Source organism: Bradyrhizobium sp. 41S5, from assembly GCF_011516665.3.
Taxonomy (GTDB): Bacteria; Pseudomonadota; Alphaproteobacteria; order Rhizobiales; family Xanthobacteraceae; genus Bradyrhizobium; species Bradyrhizobium quebecense.
This window is the reverse complement of the sequence record NZ_CP083721.1, coordinates 2,457,585-2,477,602: the sequence shown is the minus strand read 5'-3', so window position 1 is coordinate 2,477,602 and position 20,018 is coordinate 2,457,585. Positions and strand designations below refer to the sequence as shown.

Below are 20,018 nucleotides of genomic sequence, written 5' to 3'. Positions count from 1 at the left end.
CCTTGGTCTGCACGGTCGCCGGCAACCCGGAATCGGCTTCCCGGGCGCGCGCTATCAGGCGATATTGCGCAGATAAAACAGGCAAGAAAGGAGGACTCTATGCCAATCGCCGGACAAGGCATGCTGTTGACCTCGATGGATATCGACAGCTTACACGAAGCTGAATTCAACCGCTGGTACGATCGCGAGCATCTCGAAGAACGGGTCGCGATCGACGGATTCCTGGAGGCCCGCCGCTACGTCGCCCATGACGGCAGGCCGAAATATCTCAGCCTCTACTCGACCGCGACCTTCGAGGTGCTTGAGAGCCCCGCCTACCGCAAGGCGCTCGCCAACCAGACCGACTGGTCGAAGGCCAACATCGCGCGCTTCCGAAACATGATCCGCGGGGTCGCGCGCATCACGGTCAGCCGCGGCGTCGGCCGAGGCGCTGCCCTCGGCATCATCCGCCTGCGCCCGCCGGCCGAGGGGGCGGACAGACTCCGCGCTGCATTGCGGGAGCAACTCGATCCAGCCGCGCGCGACGGCATCATCTCGATGCACCTGCTGGAGAACGACCCTGACCTGTCGAAACCGCTGACGCCGGACGCCGGGAAAGGCGATCCCGGCGCCGGCGACTGGTTCGTGCTGATCGACGCCACCGATGTCGGCGCGGTCCCCCCGGCCGTGGCAGGCATCACCGGCAACGCAGCCTTGAAGCCGCTCGTAGTCACCAGTGGCGTCTACCGGCTGTTGTGGGATGTCGCGAAGAGCGATCTTCCGCGCAACTGAAGCGTGGTCCGGAAAAGTGCGAAGCGGTTTTGCCTCGCGACCAACGCGCAGCGCTTGCGCGGAGATCATGCTCGGACAAGCGTGGTATCGCGATGCAGATCATGCTGCACCGCCACATAACGCAAACGAGATTAACGCTAGACGCGCATCAGCCGCGCGAAAGCTGATGATCGGACAATTTAGCCTTTGCCTTCTCTGGAACGGCTCTAATAAGATAACCCTATGATCCAATTCAAAAACCAGAACAACGCCATGTGAGCGTTCGTCGTCAACAATAAGGCCGCGCGGTCAGGCATTTTCGCGCGGGTCAAAGGTAGGAATGAAACCGACTGATATCTCGGCGCCGGATTACTTTCATAAAGTAGTCGATTGCCAATGGGCTTGCCCCGCACACACCCCCGTTCCCGAGTACATCCGGTTGATTGCTGAGGGGCGCTACAGCGACGCCTACATGATCAATTGGAAATCCAACGTGTTTCCCGGGATTCTCGGGCGCACCTGTGACCGTCCCTGCGAGCCGGCATGCCGCCGCGGCCGGGTCGAAGACACTCCGGTCGCGATCTGCCGCCTGAAGCGCGTCGCCGCCGACTTCAAGGACGACATCAAGCACCGGCTGCCGAAGCCGGGGCCGAAGAACGGCAAGCGCATCGCGCTGGTCGGCGGCGGCCCCGCCTCGCTGACCGTGGCGCGCGATCTCGTCCCGCTCGGCTATCACTGCACCGTGTTCGACGGCGATCCCAAGGCCGGCGGCATGATGCGCAGCCAGATTCCAAAATTCCGCCTGCCCGACAACGTGATCGACGAGGAGACAGACTACATCCTCAACCTCGGCGTCGAGTTCAAGGGCGGCCAGCGCGTCGACAGCCTGAAGCAGCTGCTCTCCGAGAATTACGACGCGATCTTTGTCGGAAGCGGCGCGCCGCGCGGCCGCGAGCTCGACATTCCCGGCCGCAAGGAGGCCGCCGCCAACATCCATATAGGCATCGAGTGGCTGGCCAACGTGTCGTTCGGCCACGTCGAAAAGATCGGCCGCCGCGTCATCGTGCTCGGCGGCGGCAACACCGCGATGGATTGCTGCCGCACCGCGCGCCGTCTCGGCGGCGAGAGCGTCAAGGTGATCGTCCGCTCCGGCTTCGAGGAAATGAAGGCCTCGCCGTGGGAGAAGGAGGACGCCCTCCACGAGGACATCCCGATCCTCAACTACATGGTGCCGGTGGCATTCAAGCATGTGGCCGGCAAGCTGATTGGCGTCACCTTCCAGAAGGTGAAGGCGGAATACGACGACAAGGGCCGGCGCAATCTGGTGCCCTCGGGCGAGCCGGACGAGACCGTGTCCTGCGACGATGTGCTCGTTGCGGTCGGCCAGGAGAATGCGTTCCCCTGGATCGAAGCCGATTGCGGCATCGAATTCGACAAGTGGCACATGCCGAAGGTCGATCCCAAGACGTTCGTCTCGACCAATCCGAAGGTGTTCTTCGGCGGCGATGCGGCGTTCGGGCCGAAGAACATCATCTGGGCGGTGGCGCACGGCCATGACGCTGCGCTGTCGATCTACCGGATGCTGTCCGGCGAGGACATCACCGAGCGCCCGCTGCCCGAGGTGCAGATCTCCTCGCAGAAGATGGGCATCCACGAGTGGAGCTACGACAACGACATCTCCGCCGACAAGCGCTTCAAGGTGCCGCACCGCGACAAGGTAATCGCGCTGAAGGACATTCGCGCCGAAGTCGAGCTCGGTTACGACCTCAAGCTCGCGCTCGGCGAAGCGCAGCGCTGCCTGAATTGCGACGTGCAGACGGTATTCTCCACGCCGCTCTGCATCGAATGCGACGCCTGCGTCGACATCTGTCCGATGGACTGCATCACCTTCACCGAGAACGGTGAAGAGGATGACGTGCGGCAGCGCCTGAAAGCCCCCTCGCCGCATCACGACCAGGCGCTCTACGTCTCCGGCGACCTGAAGACCGGCCGCGTCATGGTGAAAGACGAAGACGTCTGCCTGCATTGCGGGCTGTGTGCCGAGCGCTGCCCGACCGGCGCCTGGGACATGCAGAAGTACCTCATCGATATGGTTCAAGCGGGATCAACATGTCAGTCCAAAGCCCGATCAGCAGCGTAAACGACTTCGTCGTCCGCTTCGCCAACGTCAACGGTTCGGGCTCGGCCTCCGCCAACGAACTGTTCGCGCGCTCGATTCTGCGCCACGGCGTGCCGGTGTCGCCGCGCAACATCTTCCCCTCCAACATCCAGGGCCTGCCGACCTGGTATGAAGTGCGCGTCACCGAGGACGGCCATCTCGGCGCCCGCGGCGGCGTCGACATGATGGTGGCGATGAACCCGCAGACCTGGGACAAGGACGTCGCCTCGATCGAGCCCGGCGGCTATCTGTTTTACGATTCGACCAAGCCGATGCCGACGTCGAAATTCCGCGAGGACATCACCGTCATCGGCGTGCCGCTGACCGCGATCACCAACTCGACCTACACCGATCCCAGGCAGCGCCAGCTGTTCAAGAACATCATCTATCTCGGCGCACTCTGCGCGCTGCTCGACCTCGATCCCAAGCTGGTCGAACAGCTGATCGGCGAGCAGTACAAGGGCAAGGAGAAGCTGCTCTCCTCCAACGTCCATGCGCTGCATCTCGGCCGCGACTGGGCGCTGCAGAACCTGAAATGCCCGATCGGGCTCCGGGTGAAGAAGTCGGACAAGGTCGGCGACCGCATCTTCGTCGAAGGCAACAGCGCCGCCGCGCTCGGCGCCGTCTATGGCGGCGCCACTGTGTGCGCCTGGTATCCAATCACGCCGTCGTCGTCGGTGGCGGAAGCCTTCACCAGCCACTGCAAGAAGTATCGCCACGATCCCGAGACCGGCAAGGCGAAATACGCCATCGTGCAGGGCGAGGACGAACTCGCCTCGATCGGCATCGTGATCGGCGCGTCCTGGAACGGCGCCCGGGCCTTCACCGCGACCTCGGGTCCGGGCATCTCGCTGATGACCGAGTTCATCGGCCTGTCCTACTTCGCCGAGATCCCGGCCGTGATCATGAACATCCAGCGCGCCGGTCCCTCGACCGGCATGCCGACCCGCACCCAGCAATGCGACGTGATCGCCTGCGCCTATGCCTCGCACGGCGACACCAAGCACGTGCTGCTGTTCCCGGAAGATCCGGCGGAGGCGTTCGAGTTCGCCGCCGCCGCCTTCGACCTCGCCGAGCGGCTGCAGACCACGATCTTCCTGATGCTCGATCTCGACATCGGCATGAACCACCGGCTGTGCCGTCCGCTGAAGTGGGACGACGCCAAGCAGTACGACCGCGGCAAGGTGATGACTGCGGAGATGCTCGACGAAGGCCGCGACTTCGGCCGCTATCTCGACGTCGACGGCGACGGCATCCCGTATCGCACCTATCCCGGCACGCATCCGACCAAGGGCTCCTACTTCACCCGCGGCACCTCGCGCGACCGCTATGCGCGCTACTCCGAGGAAGGCGCGGTTTACGCCGACAACATGCAGCGCCTGGTGCGCAAGTTCGAGACCGCGCAGGACATGGTGCCGCGGCCGCTCCAGGCCAATGCGGCGAAGCCGACCAAATACGGCGTGCTGTATTTCGGCTCGACCTCGCCCGCGATGGACGAGGCGATCGGGATCCTGGAGGCCCGCGGCCATCAGCTCGACCGCATGCGCATCCGCGCCTTCCCGTTCCACTCCAGCGTCGCGAGCTTCATCGCCGATCACGACTTCGTCTACGTGGTCGAGCAGAACCGCGACGCACAGCTGCGTCAGCTGATCGTCAACGAGAACGGCATCGACCCGGTGCGGCTGGTGCCGATCCTGCACTATGACGGCACGCCGATCACCGCGCGCTTCATCGCCAACGCGATCGGCGACCACCAGGATCATCTCAAGGTGACCCCTCTCCGCAAGGCCGTGACATGACCTACATTGCAAAGCCGAAGTTTCATCATCCCGGCCTGAAGAAGAACGAGCTGGGCTATACCCATCGCGACTACGAGGGGAAGATCTCGACCCTGTGCGCCGGCTGCGGCCACGATTCGATCACCGCCTCGATCATCGAGGCCTGCTACGAGCTCTCGATCGAGCCGCACCGGGTGGCGAAGATTTCCGGCATCGGCTGCTCGTCGAAGACCCCGGACTATTTCCTCGGCAATTCGCACGGCTTCAACTCGGTGCACGGCCGCATGCCGTCGGTGCTGACCGGCGCCAACATCGCCAACCGCGACCTGATCTATCTCGGCGTCTCCGGCGACGGCGATTCCGCCTCGATCGGCTTCGGCCAATTCGCGCATTCGATCCGGCGCGCCGTCAACATGACCTACATCGTCGAGAACAACGGCGTGTACGGTCTGACCAAGGGCCAGTTCTCGGCCACCGCCGACCGCGGCTCGAAGTCCAAGAAGGGCGTCACCAACACCGACAATGCGATCGACCTGGTCGCGATCGCCTTGCAGTTAGGGGCCACCTTCGTGGCGCGCAGCTTCTCCGGCGACAAGACGCAATTGGTCCCCTTGATCGCCGCCGCGATCCGGCACAAGGGCGCGTCCTTCATCGACGTGATCAGCCCCTGCATCGCCTTCAACAACCACGCCGGCTCGACCAAGAGCTTCGACTATGTCCGTGAGCACAATGACGCGGTGAACCGTCTCGACGTGCTGGTCGGCCGCGATCCGATCAGCGTCGACTATGCGCCCGGCACCGTTCAGGTGGTCGAGCAGCATGACGGCACGCGGCTCGCGCTGCGCAAGCTCGACGCCGACTACGATCCGCATGATCGGCTCGGAGCACAGACCTTCCTGCAGAAGCACGCGGCCAAGGGCCAGATCGTCACCGGGCTCCTTTACGTCGATCCGGATGCCGAGGATCTGCACACCCATCTCGACACCGTCGAGACGCCGCTCAACACGCTGGACGAACAGGCGCTCTGCCCCGGCTCGGCCGTGCTGGACAAGATCAACGCCAGCCTGCGCTGAGCACTCATCCCAGCCGTCACGATGGCGTGGCAGGGATGTGCAACAAACCCGCTGTCGTCCCTGCGAAAGCAGGGACGACAGCGGAGGTGGTGACGGCTACTTGTCGCTCAAGACGTCGCCGAACAGCGCCCACGACTGGCCGTCGAACCGCGCCATCTGGATCTGGCGGATCGGCGTCACATTGTCGGGCTCGGTCTGCACCTTGATGCCCGGCAGCAGCATCGGCAGTTCGAGGGCCTTCAGATTGGTCGCCTGCTTGATGATATTGTCGCGGCTGTAATCGCCGTTGCAGTTCTTCAGCACCGCCGTCATGACCTGCGCGACGGTGTAACCCTGCACGTTGAAGAGATCGCCCGGGCTCGCATTCGGCTGATACTTCTTCATCCAGGCGGAGAACTCCTTCTGCGCCGGATCGTCGGCCCAGCGCGGATCGGTCGGGTCCTTCAGATAGAGCCCGGTCACGACACCGACGACGTTCTCGAGCCCCGCCGGCTCAAGCACCGCAGAGACCGAGTTGGAGACGGTCGGCAGGATCGTGAGCGGCTTCCACCCCATGCTCGCCGCCTTGCGCAGCGCCTGCGCCGCAAATTTCGGCGTCGCCTCGGCGAAGAACACGTCGGCACCGGACTCGCGCATCGTCACCATCTGGGAATCGATGGTCGGATCGGTCGTGAGGTACGTGGTCTCCGCAACGATCTGGCCGACATGCTCGCCGAGCCCGTCCTTGAAGCCCCTGAGATAGTCCTTGCCGGCGTCCTCGTTCGGCGTGATGACGGCGATCTTCGCGTCCGGCTTGGTCTTAAGGATGTACTTTGCATAGAGCCGGCCTTCGAGCTCGTAGGTCGGATTGAAACCGACCGTCCACGGGAACTGCTTCGGATCGTTCCAGCGCGTCGCGCCTGAGGACACGAACAGCTGAGGCACGTGCTTGATGTTCAGATACTTCTGCACCGAGATGTTGGGCGCGGTGCCGACTGCGCTGAAGATCGCGAGCACCTCGTCCTGCTCGACGAGCTTGCGGGTCTGCTCGACAGTCTTCGACGGCGAATAGGCGTCGTCGAGACTTTCGAAGTCAATCTTGCGGCCGCCGATGCCGCCCTGATCGTTGAGCATCTGGAAATACGCGGCTTCGGCGCGTGCGATCGTGCCGTAGGCGGACGCCGGGCCGCTATAGGGTGCGGTGTTTCCTATTCTGATCGCGGAATCGGCTGCAGCGGACGGCGAGATCGACGAGGCTGTGAGCGCGGTGAAGGCGAGAAAGCCCGCCAGGCGGGAGCGAGTGGACAAGAGCGTATCCTTTTCTTGGTTTTCTTGACGCGGCGCACATTATCAATCGCGCCCGCGCAGGCAATCACCAAGACGACTTCAACGAGATTTCCGCATGCCGGCAGTCACGTTCGCGCGCGGAACATGACGCGCTTTCAATATCGGAATGTTGCCGGGATGTTCATGATGCGAGCCTTCGATAGACACGAAGGTTCACCAAGCAAGACTCGCATTCCGCGCGACGGTCTCCGCGCACGGATCGCTGCGTGAGCGCACTCCTCAGGCAGCGACCGCAGCCGCGCGCGGGCTGACGACGTATTCCTTCAGCACCTTGTCGGTGCCGTCGAGTTCGGTGAGTGCCACGTCGTAGGTCCACAGATCGGCGAGATGCTGCAGCACGCGCCGCGTGTCGGTCTCGTTGAGTTGCGCGCCCTTCACGGTGGTGTGACGCAGCATCAGACGGCGGTCGCCGTCGAGATCGACATCCACGACCTCGATATTGGCGTCGACGAAGCCGACGTCGTATTGCCGCGCCAGCTCGCGGCGCACCCGGCGGTAGCCGCGCTCGTCATGGATCGCATCGACCTTGATGCCCTGGCTTTCAGACGGGTCGTCGTGCAGATGGAACATGCGGAAGCGCCGGATCAGCGCCGGGCTGAGGAACTGGTTGATGAAGCTCTCGTCGCGGTAGTTGCTCCAGATATCGCGCAGCACGCCCTCGACGTCGCCCTTGCCGGCGATGTCGGGGAACCAGGCGCGGTCCTCGTCCTCCGGAGTCTTCACGATCCGCTCGATGTCCTGCATCATGGCAAAGCCGAGCGCGTATGGATTGAATCCGGAATAGCGGCGATCGTCGAACTCGGGCTGAAACACCACATTGGTGTGCGACTGCAGGAATTCGAGGAAATTGCCGTCGGTGATCCGGCCCTGCTGATGCAGCCGGTTCATGATGCGGTAATGGACGTAGGTCGCGGTGCCTTCGTTCATCACCTTGGTCTGGCCCTGCGGGTAGAAGTACTGCGCGATGTGACGCACGATGCGAATGAGCTCGCGCTGCCAGCCTTGCAGGCGCGGCGCGGTCTTCTCGAGGAAGTAGAGGATGTTCTCCTGCGGCAGGCCGAGCAGCGCGCGGCGTCGTTCGGCGCTGAGCGTAGCCTTGCTCTTGGCCTTGGTGTTCGGCACCGTCCGCCACAGATCGTTGAACACGGCTTCCTCGTGCTGCCGGCGCTCGCCGGCGCGCTTCTCCTCGGCACGCAAGTCGAGCGTCTTCTTCCCGGGATAGCGGTCGACGCCATGCGACATCAGCGCATGCGCGGCATCGAGCGTCCGCTCCACCGTCTCGCGGCCATGGCGATCCTCGCAGGCCGCGATGTAGCCCTTGGCGAATTCGAGATAATCGAGGATGCCGTCGGCATCGGTCCACTGCTTGAACAGATAGTTGTTCTTGAAGAAGTGATTGTGCCCGAACGCCGCGTGCGCGATCACCAGCGTCTGCATCGTCGCCGTGTTCTCCTCCATCAGATAGGAGATGCACGGCGAGGAGTTGATCACGATCTCATAGGCGAGGCCCATCAGGCCCTTGCGATAGGACGCTTCCTGGAACGCGAACTGCTTGCCGAACGACCAGTGCTTGTAGAACAGCGGCATGCCGACGGACGAATAGGCGTCGAGCATCTGCTCGGCGGTAATCACCTCGATCTGGTTGGGATAGACGTCGAGGCCGAGCTCTTTGCGCGCGACCTCCTCGCAGGCATCATGAATCCGCTGCAGCGTCTGGAAATCCCAGTCGGCGCCCTCGAACAGCCGTTCGCCGGAAGACCCCATTAAACTATACCCTTTCCTGGCTGGTGCGGCGCTTGAACAGGTCCTGGAACACCGGGAAGATCTCGCCGCGCTCGCTCACCTTGCGCATCGACAACGGCGCGCCGTCGTTGCGCAGACGCTCATAGAGCGTCCAGAGTGAGGAGTCCGGCATGTCGAAGGTGTAGTTGGCGGCCTCGCCGACCTCGAGATATGCGAAGAACTGGCAGACCGGCAGGATCTTGTCGGTCAACAGATGCCCGGTCACCGCGCTGTCGGAGGTCATGTTGTCGCCGTCCGAGGCCTGCGCGGCGTAGATGTTCCAGTCGGCGGGACGGAAGCGGGTGCGGACGATGTCGTTCATCGCGACCAGCGCGCTCGACACCAGCGTGCCGCCGGACGCCGGTCCATGGAAGAACGTATCCTCGTCCACCTCCTCGGCGCGGTCGGTGTGCCGGATGAACACGATCTCGACATGCTTGTAGCGCCGCTTCAGGAAGACGTAGAGCAGCATGTAGAACCGCTTTGCCAGATCCTTCATGTGCTCGGACATCGAGCCCGAGACGTCCATCAAGCAGAACATCACGGCCTGCGCCACCGGCTTCGGCACCGTCTCGAAGCGGCGGTAGCGGATGTCGATCGGATCGATGAAGGGGATCCGCCTGGCCTTGGCCTTCAGCGCTTCGAGCTGCGCCAGCAGCTCGAAGCGGCGCGTCTCGTCCTCGCACGCCGCGAGCTCCGCCTCGAGCGCCTCGATCTCGTCCTTGCGCGGCCGGCGCAGCGCCACGCGGCGCGCCAGTGCCCGGCCCACCGTGCGGCTGATCGAGATGTTGGCGGGCGAGCCCGACGTCGCATAGCCGGCGCGCTGGATGCCCTCGCTCTCGGTTTGCGCAAGCTTGCGCTTGGCAAGGTCAGGCAATTCGAGGTCGTCGAGGAAGAGGTCGACGAACTCCTCGCGACTCAGCACAAAGCGGAAGGCGTCCTCACTGTCGCCCTCACCCGCGCCGGAGCCCTTGGCGCCGCTCTGGTTCGGACGCTGCAGCCAGTCGCCCTCGACGAATTTCTTGTTGCCCGGCAGCACCATGTCACGCGTGCCGCCCTCGCGCCGGAACCGCGGCTCATCCATGCCGTCCAGCGGGATGGTCACCTCGCCACCCTCCAGGACATCCTTGATGTCCCGGTCCTGCGACGACTTCTTGACGGCCCCCTGCACCAGCGCCTTGGCGCGCCGCAGGAAGCGTTGCCGGTTCTCCAGGCTCTTGCTACCCGGATTCAACCGCCGATCGACGATATGCATGACCACGTTGCATCTGCCTCACGCCGGATGCGATCATGACAGTCGCATCGCATTCTTATTGGACGGGACGAAACGAGACGGAAAGCCGTTGCCGGCTTTCCGGATCGTGCACTAGCCGGCCTGCTTCACCCGCATGTACCACTCGACGAGCCGGCGGACCTGGCGCTCGGTATAGCCGCGCTCCACCATCCGCTCGACGAATTCGCCATGCTTCTTCTCGGTCTCGCCGTCCTTCTTGGAGCCGAACGAGATGACCGGAAGCAGATCCTCGACCTGCGAGAATATCCGTTTCTCGATCACGTCGCGAACCTTTTCGTAGGAGGTCCAGCTCGGGTTCTTGCCGCCATTGTGCGCCCGCGAACGCAGCGAGAACTTGACCACCTCGTTGCGGAAGTCCTTGGGGTTGGCGATGCCGGCCGGCTTCTCGATCTTGGTCAGCTCCTGGTTCAGGAGCTCGCGGTTCATCAGCTGGCCGGTGTCGGGATCCTTGAAGTCCTGGTCCTCGATCCAGGCATCGGCGTAGTCGACATAGCGGTCGAACAGGTTCTGGCCGTAGTCGGCGTAGGATTCCAGATAGGCCTTCTGGATCTCGTTGCCGATGAACTCGGCATAGCGCGGCGCGAGGTCAGCCTTGATGAATTCGAGATAGCGCTTCTCGACCTCGTCAGGCAGCTGCTCGCGCCGGATCGCCATCTCCAGCACATACATCAGATGCACCGCATCGGCACCGACCTCGGTGGTGTCGTGATTGAAGGTCGAGGCCAGCACCTTGAAGGCAAAGCGGGTGGAGACGCCGTCCATGCCCTCGTCGACGCCGGCGGCGTCCTTATATTCCTGCACGCTGCGCGCCTTCGGATCGGATTCCTTCAGGCTCTCGCCGTCGTAGACCCGCATCTTGCCGAACAGCGTCGAGTTCTCGTGCTTGCGCAGCCGCGACATCACCGAGAAGCGGGCCAGCGTTTCCAGCGTTGCCGGCGCGCACGGTGCGGCGGCAAGCTCGGAGGTCTGGATCAGCTTCTCGTAGATCTTCTGCTCCTCGGTGACCCGCAGGCAGTACGGGACCTTGATGACGCAGATGCGGTCGATGAAGGCCTCATTGTTCTTGTTGGTCTTGAAGCTCTGCCACTCGGCTTCGTTCGAGTGCGCGAGGATGATGCCGGTGAACGGGATCGCACCGATGTTCTCGGTGCCGATGTAGTTGCCCTCCTGCGTCGCGGTCAGCAGCGGGTGCAGCATCTTGATCGGCGCCTTGAACATCTCGACGAACTCGAGCACGCCCTGGTTGGCGCGGTTGAGGCCGCCGGAATAGCTGTAGGCGTCGGGGTCGTTCTGGGCGTAGGTCTCGAGCTTGCGGATGTCGACCTTGCCGACCAGCGAGGAGATGTCCTGGTTGTTCTCGTCACCGGGCTCGGTCTTGGCGACCGCGATCTGGCGCAGGCGGGAGGGCTGGATGCGCGCGACGCGGAATTGCGAGATGTCGCCGCCGAACGCCTCGAGCCGCTTGTAGGCCCAGGGCGACATCAGCCCGCTCAGCCGGCGGCGCGGAATGCCGTACTTCTCCTCGATCATCGGCCCGAGCTGCTCGGGGTCGAACAGCCCGAGCGGGCTCTCGAACACCGGCGATAGCTCGTCACCCGCCTTCAGCACGTAGATCGGATGAATCTCCATCAGCGCCTTGATGCGCTCGGCAAGCGACGACTTGCCGCCGCCGACCGGTCCGAGCAGATAGAGGATCTGCTTGCGCTCCTCGAGGCCCTGCGCGGCATGGCGGAAGAAGCCGACCAGGCGCTCGATCGTGTCCTCCATGCCGAAGAAGCCGGCGAAGGCCGGATACGACCTGATCGTACGGTTCAAAAAGATACGGCCAAGGCGTGGGTCCTTGGCCGTGTCGATCATCTGGGGCTCACCGATCGCCGCTAATAACCGCTCGGCCGCATTGGCATATCGCATCGGGTCACTTCGACACGACTCCAAATACTCGGCCATCGACATGTCGGTCTGGCTTCGCGCTTCAAACGACCTTGCGAAGGCGTTGAACAAAGAATCGTTGTACATGATCCCTCTCTCCACGATATGTATCGCCGCACGACTGACACGAGTCGCAACCAGAGCGTCCTAGGATCGAATCAGCGTCGGCACGCTGGGTCCATTGGACACTCGACCGACTCATTTCGGCAATGCACGGCGCGTGCAGCCTCTGCCTTATCAACAGGCAGGAAGCTTAATGGTTCATCAATATCCCCCGTTGGTAGCCTGATTTTAACGGTTGTAGCCCCTCAGCCACATCCGTGGTTTACCGGGGCCCAGGCTTCCGAGGCGGACATCCGAGCGAGGCAACTTCCCCGTCCGGCGATGAACGTTGGGCTCCCTGAAAAGGTGTGACTGTCCAGCCTTGGCGTCAAGATGTGCAAGTCACAGACTCGCATGAACAAACTGTCAGACGAGGCTGAACGTGCCTCCTTGTCGCCGCGACTAAGGCAACGAGCCCGCGCAGTTCCACGCGGCACCATTGCCGCGCATTAAAGATGACACCTTGGAGGCGCGGGCTATTCCCGAGGCGGCCATGAAGCAGACGTTCCTTGTTGTCGCACTTGCCGCCGCAGCCAGCGCCGGCGCGGCGTTAACCGTCGAGGCGCAGGAAGGCGTCGACAAGGCCAAGGCGGCCGCCTAAGACAACAGGATGTTCGCAGGCCCGCCCGGCGCGAAAGCATATGCCTGCTTCGTGGGGCGATACGATGCAAATCATCTGGCGCAGCATCCGAAGCAGAAGGTCAGCGCGATGAAGCTGCTCGTCGCCGCCGAGAATGCGCCGGAGGACAAGACCACCAATTATTCGTTCCGGCTCGGCGTCGCCTACCGCCACCGCCCCGGCAATTTCGACTCCAGCGGCTACTGCAACCACGCGATCGCGACCGAAACCGGACACGAGATACGCTTCGAATGCAGCGTGGATTGTGAGGGCGGCGGTATCACTGTGGCGCTGTCGAAAGACGACAAATCCGCGATCGCGCGCCTTGGCCGCATCGTGGTGTGGAATCGCAACAAGCCCGACGACGATGCGGGCGAAGCGCTGTTCGCCGGCGCCGACGACAAGATCTTTCGCGTCGATCGCGCGGACTTGTGCGAATGCGCCGAACTTGTGACCGACCGCAAGGAACTCGCTGCGCTCCGCCACAAGTGATAGGCTTTGCGCCGGCCAACAATCATTGCGCGAGGGACGCCATGCACCGACGCAGCATCCTGTGGGGCACCCTCTCGGCGATCGGCGCTGCCTTTACGGTGTCGCGGGTCGGCGGCTCCGGCAATGTGACGATCGCGCTCGTGGTGCACGGCCAGGCGCTGAAGGCGTTTCACTCGGCAGCCGCCAACCCCGACCTGTCGAAGCAGGTCGGGCAGTTCACCAAGGATGGCATTGAGCTCGCCGCCTGCGGCAACACCATGAAATCGCAGAACATCACCCTCGCGGACCTGCTGCCCGGCTTCGTCGCCGCCGAGCGCGGCGGCGTGGTCCGCCTCGCCGAGCTGCAAACCCAAGGCTACCTCTACCTGCGGCCCTGACCCGCGGCCGCGCGCCCGCAACGCGTCATAAAAATGTGCCGAGATCAGGGTCTGCTCGCACCCGCGTCCGAGGGGATCGAACTGTTGTGAATGGCGTTATCCCTTGGGAATGCTGATATTCCGCCCGGGCCCCCAGTCATGTTGACAATCCGCCTCCGCCCCCGAAAGCTGCCCGGGAACCCAAAAATCGACCCTCGATCGAACGAGAACAGGCACCCATGACCCCCGTCAAAGCACTCGAAAATCACCGCCAGGCCGTCTGGCTGGACTTCCTTGCCCGCGGCTTCGTCGCCAAGGGCGATCTGAAGCGGCTGATCGAGACCGACGGCGTCAAAGGCGTGACGTCCAACCCCTCGATCTTCGAGAAGGCGATCGGCAGCTCGGACGAGTATGACGGGGCGATCGGCAAGGCCCTCAAGAAGGGCGACCGCTCGGTCGCCGACCTGTTCGAACACCTCGCGGTCGAGGACATCCAACACGCCGCCGACGTGCTGCGCCCGGTCTACGACCAGAGCCATGGCGGCGACGGCTTCGTCAGCCTCGAAGTGTCGCCGTATCTTGCGATGGACACCAAGGGCACGATCGCGGAGGCCGAACGGCTCTGGAAGGACGTCCACCGCAAGAACCTGATGGTCAAGGTGCCGGCGACGCCGGAGGGCCTGCCGGCGGTCGAGTATCTGATCGGCGAAGGCATCAGCATCAACATCACGCTGCTGTTCTCGCAGAAGGTCTATCGCCGGGTCGCGGAGGCCTATCTCAAGGGCCTGGAGAAGTACGTCGCCAAGGGCGGCGACCCCTCCCATGTCGCAAGCGTCGCCAGCTTCTTCGTCAGCCGCATCGACAGCGCCGTGGACAAGCAGCTCGACGAGAAGATCGCGCGCGCCAACGACCCGTCCGAGAAGGAACGGCTCGCGGCCTTGAAGGGCAAGGTCGCGATCGCGAATGCAAAGCTCGCCTACCAGGACTACAGGCGGCTGTTCTCGGGCGCGCGCTGGGACAAACTCACGGCCAAGGGCGCCAAGCCGCAGCGGCTGCTGTGGGCTTCGACCGGCACCAAGAACAAGGACTATAGCGACGTGCTCTATGTCGAGGAGCTGATCGGCCCCGATACCGTCAACACCGTGCCGCCGGCAACCCTCGATGCCTTCCGCGACCACGGCAAGGTCCGCGACAGCCTCGAGGAGAATGTCGAGGACGCCCGCCACGTGCTGGACGAGCTGGAGAAGTCCGGCATCTCGCTCGATGCGATCACCGAGGAGCTGGTCAAGGACGGCGTCAAGCTGTTCGCCGACGCGGCCGACAAGCTGTACGGCGCGGTCGCCCACAAGCGCGCGACCTCGCTCGGCGGCGGCATCGACCATCAGAAGCTTGCGCTCGGCGCCGACATCGAGAAGGCGGTCGAGAAGAGCACCGAGGACTGGCGCGCCTCGGCCAAGATCCGAAGGCTCTGGCACAAGGACAAGTCGGTCTGGACCAGCGATGACGAGGACAAATGGCTGGGCTGGCTGACCAGCGCCGCGACCGCCGATGTCGCCGACTACGAGGATTTCGCCAAGCGCGTGAAGGGCCAGAACTTCACCGACGCCGTGGTGCTCGGCATGGGCGGATCGAGCCTCGGGCCGGAGGTGCTGGCGCAGACCTTCCCGCACAAGTCCGGCTTCCCGCGGCTGCACGTGCTCGACTCCACCGATCCGGCGCAGGTGCGCGCGATGGAGGAGTATGTCGACATCGCGAAAACGCTGTTCATCGTCTCCTCCAAATCCGGCGGAACCACCGAGCCGAACGTGATGAAGGATTATTTCTTCGACCGGGTGGCCAAGGCGATCGGCAAGGACAAGGCCGGCCATCGCTTCATCGCGGTGACCGACCCCGGCTCGGCGCTGCAGAAGGTCGCGATCAAGCAGGGCTTTGCCCGCATCTTCTACGGCGATCCCGCGATCGGCGGCCGCTATTCCGTGCTGTCACCGTTCGGCCTGGTGCCGGCGGCGGCCGCGGGCATCGACGTCCGCAGCCTGCTCGGCCATACGCTCGCCATGGTGCGCTCCTGCGGCGCCGACGTGCCGCCGCAGCAAAACCCGGGCGTCCAGCTCGGGCTGGCGATGGGCATCGCCGGGCTCGAAGGCCGCGACAAGGTGACGATCTTCGCCTCGCCCGACGTCGCCGATTTCGGCGCCTGGGCCGAGCAGCTGATCGCGGAATCGACCGGCAAGGACGGCAAGGGCCTGATCCCGATCGAGGGCGAAACGATCGGCGACGCCGCGGTCTACGGCAACGACCGCTTCTTCATCGACCTCCGCACCGAGGGCGAGAACGACGCCGCGCATGAGGCAAAGCTCGCCGCGCTCGAGGCCGCCGGCCATCCCGTGGTTCGGATCGTGATGAAATCGATCGACCATATCGGCCAGGAGTTCTTCCGCTTCGAGATCGCGACCGCGGTCGCAGGCGCGATCCTCGGCATCAACCCGTTCAACCAGCCCGACGTCGAGGCTGCCAAGATCAAGACGCGCGAGCTGACGGCGGCATTCGAGAAGACCGGATCGCTGCCGGCCGAGCAGCCGGTGGTGTCGGCGGATGGAGTCGAGCTCTACACCGACGCGCAGAACGCAGAGGAGCTGCGCAAGGCCGGCGCCAATGGCGACCTCAATTCCTGGATCAAGGCACATCTCTCCCGCTCCGGCCGCGGCGACTATGTCGCCCTGCTCGCCTATATCGAGCGCGATGGCGACACCATCGACGCCATGCAGGCGATGCGGCTGAAGGTGCGCGATGCGAAACACCTTGCGACCTGCGCCGAATTCGGCCCGCGCTTCCTGCATTCGACCGGACAGGCCTACAAGGGCGGGCCCGACAGCGGCGTGTTCCTGCAGGTCACTACCGACGACGGCTTGGACCTGCCGGTGCCCGGCCAGAAGGCGAGCTTCGGCGTGATCAAGGCGGCGCAGGCGCGCGGTGATTTCGACGTGCTCACCGAGCGCGGCCGGCGGGCGCTGCGCGTGCATCTCAAGGGCGATCTCACCTCCGGGCTTGCAGCACTCGATGCCGCGATCTCGGCCGCACTGAACTGACGGAGGCGAGGATGCAACTCGGCATGATCGGCCTCGGGCGGATGGGCGGCAACATCGTTCGCCGCCTGATGAGCAACGGCCACACCACCGTGGTCTACGACAAGGACCCCAAGGCGGTCGCGGCGCTGGTCGCCGACAATGCCACCGGCTCCTCGTCGCTGGAGGATTTCGTCCTCAAGCTGGAAGCGCCGCGCACCGCCTGGGTGATGCTGCCGGCCGGCAAGATCACCGAAGCCACCATCGAGGCGCTGTCGAAGCTGATGCAGCCCGGCGACGTCATCATCGACGGCGGAAACACCTTCTGGCAGGACGACGTCCGCCGCGGCAAGGCGCTCAGGGAGCGCGGACTGCATTATGTCGACGTCGGCACCAGCGGCGGCATCTGGGGCATCGAGCGCGGCTACTGCATGATGATCGGCGGCGACAAGGGCGTGGTCGACCGGCTCGATCCGATCTTCAAGACGCTGGCGCCCGGCATTGGCGACATCCCGCGCACGTCCGGCCGCGAGGGGCGCGATCCCCGCATTGAACAGGGCTACATCCACGCCGGTCCGATCGGCGCCGGGCATTTCGTCAAGATGATCCACAACGGCATCGAGTACGGCCTGATGCAGGCCTATGCCGAAGGCTTCGACATCCTGAAGAACGCTAATATCGAGGCGCTGCCGCCCGAGCACCGCTTCGATCTCGACATCGCCGACATCGCCGAAGTCTGGCGGCGCGGCAGCGTGATCCCGTCCTGGCTGCTCGACCTCACCGCCTCGGCGCTGGCACAGAACCACACGCTCGACAATTACTCCGGCTTTGTCGAGGATTCCGGCGAAGGCCGCTGGACCGTCAACGCCGCGGTCGACGAGGCGGTGCCGGCCGAGGTGCTGACGGCGGCGCTCTACACCCGCTTCCGCTCGCGCAAGGATCATACCTTCGCCGAGAAGATCCTCTCGGCGATGCGCGCAGGCTTTGGCGGCCACAAGGAGCCGCCGAAGAAGGCTTGAAACGAAACCGCGGAAGGTCACGTGCAGAAGAAACCCGACCCTTGCTCCTTCATCATCTTCGGCGCCACCGGTGATCTGACACACCGGCTGGTCGTTCCGGCGCTCTACAATCTCGCCGCCAGCAACCTGCTCCCGGAGAAATTCTGCGTCGTCGGCATCGCCCGCAAGGGCATGTCGAGCGAGCAGATGACCGACAGCCTGATGCAGGGGCTGCGCAAGTTCGCCACCCGCCCCGTCGACGAGGCGATCGCGAAGCGGCTGTTCGCATGCGTCACATCGATCGAGGCTGACCCGAGCGATCCCGCATCCTTTGATGCCATGGACGAGCAACTCGACAAGCTTGAAAAGGCGCGTGACACCGGCGGCAATCGCCTGTTCTATCTCGCGACGCCACCGAGTGCGTTCCAGCCGATCAGCGAGCAACTCGGCCGCACCGGCATGCTTAAGGAGAACGGCGCCTGGCGGCGGCTGATCATCGAAAAGCCGTTCGGCACCGATCTCGCGTCGGCCAGGGCGCTGAACGCCGCCCTGCTGAAGCTGATGGACGAACACCAGATTTATCGCATCGATCATTACCTCGGCAAGGAAACCGTCCAGAACATCCTGGTGCTGCGCTTTGCCAACGGCATGTTCGAGCCGATCTGGAATCGCAACCATATTGACCACATCCAGATCACGGTCGACGAGAAACTCGGCGTAGGCCATCGTGGCAGCTTCTATGATGCCACCGGCGCGCTGCGCGACATGGTGCCGAACCATCTGTTCCAGCTGTTGTCGCTGGTGGCGATGGAGCCGCCAGCCCGTTTCGACGCCCATGCGGTGCGCTCTGAAAAAGCGGAGGTGCTCAGCGCGATCCAGCTGCAGAGCGAAGCGGAAGCCCTGAACAATTCGGTACGCGGCCAGTATCGCGCCGGCAAGATCGGCGATACCGAGATCAAGGACTATCTGAAGACTGCGGACGTCAAGCCTGACAGCACCACCGAAACCTATGCCGCGCTGAAGCTGACGATCGACAACTGGCGCTGGGCCGGCGTCCCCTTCTATCTCCGCACCGGCAAGGCGCTCGCCGCCAAGCGCACCGAGATCGCGATCAAGTTCAAGCAGGCGCCGATCGGAATGTTTCGCGACACATCGGTTGATCGGCTGTCGCAGAATTTCCTGATCATCTCGACCGAGCCGAACGAGGGAATCGAGCTGCAGTTCAATACCAAGGTGCCGGGCCCGGCCATCAACATCGACGGCGTCGAGATGAAGTTCCGCTACAAGGACTACTTCAAGGCGGAGCCGTCGACCGGTTACGAGACACTGATCTACGACTGCATGATCGGCGACAATTTGCTGTTCCAGCGCGCCGATAGCGTCGAGGCCGGATGGCAGGCGGTGCAGCCCTTCCTCGACGCCTGGAAGACTGCCGGCGGGCGTGGCCTGCAACCCTACAAGGCCGGCAGCGAAGGCCCGGAGGCGGCCAACGCGCTACTGACGCGCGACGGCCGCAGCTGGCGGAAGCTCAGCTGACCATGACCACGAGCGGCGAGCGCAAGATCATCACGGTCGCCGATCCGGCCGCACTGGCGCAGATGGCCGCCGAACGGGTGATCGCCAGGATCGACCAGAACAGCGGCCGGATCGCGATCTGCCTCACCGGCGGCTCCAGCCCCAAGGCGCTCTACCAGCTGCTGGCGACACCGGACTATCGCCGGCGGATTCCGTGGGATCGCATCGACTGGTTCATCGGCGACGAGCGCCTGGTGCCGCGCAAGGACAAGCTGCACAATATGAGCATGGCGCGCCAGGCCTTCCTCGACCGCTGCGCTCCGGCCGCGAACGTCCATCCGATCGCAACCGACACCGCCGATCTCAGGGATCCCGACGTCAGCGCGGCGCTTTATGAGAACGAGCTGATGGCCTTCTACGGCGCCGAACAGCTCGATCCGAAGCGGCCGCTGTTCGACCTGGTGCTGATGGGCATCGGGCCCGATGGCCACACCGCATCGCTGTTTCCGGGCTACCCCGCGGTCGAGGAAACCGAGCGCTGGGTGGTCGGGGTGCCCAAGGCGAATGTCGAGCCGTTCGTGCCGCGAGTCTCCTTGACCTTGCCCGCGCTCGCCTCCTGCCGCGAGATGCTGTTCGAGGTCGCGGGCGAAAACAAGCGCGCGATCTTGACGCGCCTGCTCGCAGGCGAGAACCTGCCGGCAAACCGCGCGCGATCGCTGGGCGAAACCGTCTGGCTGATCGATCAGGCCGCGCTGCCGGAGGATTTTCGTGGATGATTTTCCTG

At 64.0% G+C, this 20,018-nt stretch carries 13 protein-coding genes and 1 pseudogene; 10 read left to right on the top strand and 4 right to left on the bottom strand.

From position 1 onward, the window contains the following. Positions 1-99 precede the first annotated feature (99 nt). From HAP47_RS11605 to HAP47_RS11590, 4 genes are all read left to right on the top strand, one after another. Complete coding sequence (locus HAP47_RS11605) at positions 100-771, top strand: DUF4286 family protein (protein WP_173638127.1); 672 nt, start codon at positions 100-102, stop codon at positions 769-771. A gap of 319 nt (positions 772-1,090) precedes the next feature. After that, positions 1,091-2,890, top strand: coding sequence for an FAD-dependent oxidoreductase (locus HAP47_RS11600; protein ID WP_173638128.1), 1,800 nt, complete (start codon positions 1,091-1,093; stop codon positions 2,888-2,890). Beyond that, complete coding sequence (locus HAP47_RS11595; protein WP_173638129.1) at positions 2,860-4,707, top strand: 2-oxoacid:acceptor oxidoreductase subunit alpha; 1,848 nt, start codon at positions 2,860-2,862, stop codon at positions 4,705-4,707. Before HAP47_RS11600 ends, HAP47_RS11595 begins: the two co-directional genes overlap by 31 nt. After that, a complete protein-coding gene (locus tag HAP47_RS11590) occupies positions 4,704-5,759 on the top strand; it encodes a 2-oxoacid:ferredoxin oxidoreductase subunit beta (RefSeq protein WP_173638130.1) in 1,056 nt (351 codons plus the stop codon). The genes HAP47_RS11595 and HAP47_RS11590 overlap by 4 nt, the downstream gene beginning before the upstream one ends. Positions 5,760-5,855: 96 nt before the next feature. On the opposite strand, the gene HAP47_RS11585 is transcribed toward HAP47_RS11590, so the two are convergent. From HAP47_RS11585 to HAP47_RS11570, 4 genes are all read right to left on the bottom strand, one after another. Continuing rightward, positions 5,856-7,046: an ABC transporter substrate-binding protein gene (locus tag HAP47_RS11585; protein WP_173638131.1), complete on the bottom strand. Its 1,191-nt coding sequence runs from the start codon at positions 7,044-7,046 to the stop codon at positions 5,856-5,858. Between the two features lie 258 nt (positions 7,047-7,304). Next, positions 7,305-8,849 carry a SpoVR family protein gene (locus tag HAP47_RS11580; protein WP_173638132.1) on the bottom strand — a complete coding sequence of 515 codons (1,545 nt, stop codon included), beginning with the start codon at positions 8,847-8,849 and terminating at the stop codon, positions 7,305-7,307. 4 nt (positions 8,850-8,853) lie between these two features. After that, complete coding sequence (locus HAP47_RS11575) at positions 8,854-10,122, bottom strand: YeaH/YhbH family protein (RefSeq protein ID WP_173640544.1); 1,269 nt, start codon at positions 10,120-10,122, stop codon at positions 8,854-8,856. Between the two features lie 111 nt (positions 10,123-10,233). Further along, complete coding sequence (locus tag HAP47_RS11570; protein WP_173638133.1) at positions 10,234-12,177, bottom strand: PrkA family serine protein kinase; 1,944 nt, start codon at positions 12,175-12,177, stop codon at positions 10,234-10,236. A gap of 508 nt (positions 12,178-12,685) precedes the next feature. On the opposite strand from HAP47_RS11570, the pseudogene HAP47_RS11565 reads away from it, so the two are divergent. From HAP47_RS11565 to pgl, 6 genes and pseudogenes are all read left to right on the top strand, one after another. Then, a pseudogene (locus tag HAP47_RS11565) lies at positions 12,686-13,303 on the top strand (hypothetical protein). Between the two features lie 41 nt (positions 13,304-13,344). Beyond that, positions 13,345-13,680: a DsrE family protein gene (locus HAP47_RS11560; RefSeq protein WP_173638134.1), complete on the top strand. Its 336-nt coding sequence runs from the start codon at positions 13,345-13,347 to the stop codon at positions 13,678-13,680. Positions 13,681-13,898: 218 nt separating this feature from the next. After that, on the top strand, positions 13,899-16,745 hold the full coding sequence (locus HAP47_RS11555; protein WP_173638135.1) for a bifunctional transaldolase/phosoglucose isomerase: 2,847 nt from the start codon (positions 13,899-13,901) through the stop codon (positions 16,743-16,745). An 11-nt stretch (positions 16,746-16,756) separates the two neighbouring features. Beyond that, positions 16,757-17,740, top strand: a complete 984-nt coding sequence (gnd, locus tag HAP47_RS11550) for a phosphogluconate dehydrogenase (NAD(+)-dependent, decarboxylating) (protein ID WP_173638136.1) — start codon at positions 16,757-16,759, stop codon at positions 17,738-17,740. A gap of 21 nt (positions 17,741-17,761) precedes the next feature. Then, a complete protein-coding gene (gene zwf, locus HAP47_RS11545; RefSeq protein ID WP_173638137.1) occupies positions 17,762-19,255 on the top strand; it encodes a glucose-6-phosphate dehydrogenase in 1,494 nt (497 codons plus the stop codon). 2 nt (positions 19,256-19,257) lie between these two features. Then, on the top strand, positions 19,258-20,010 hold the full coding sequence (pgl, locus tag HAP47_RS11540) for a 6-phosphogluconolactonase (RefSeq protein ID WP_173638138.1): 753 nt from the start codon (positions 19,258-19,260) through the stop codon (positions 20,008-20,010). The last annotated feature ends 8 nt before the right edge of the window (positions 20,011-20,018 follow it).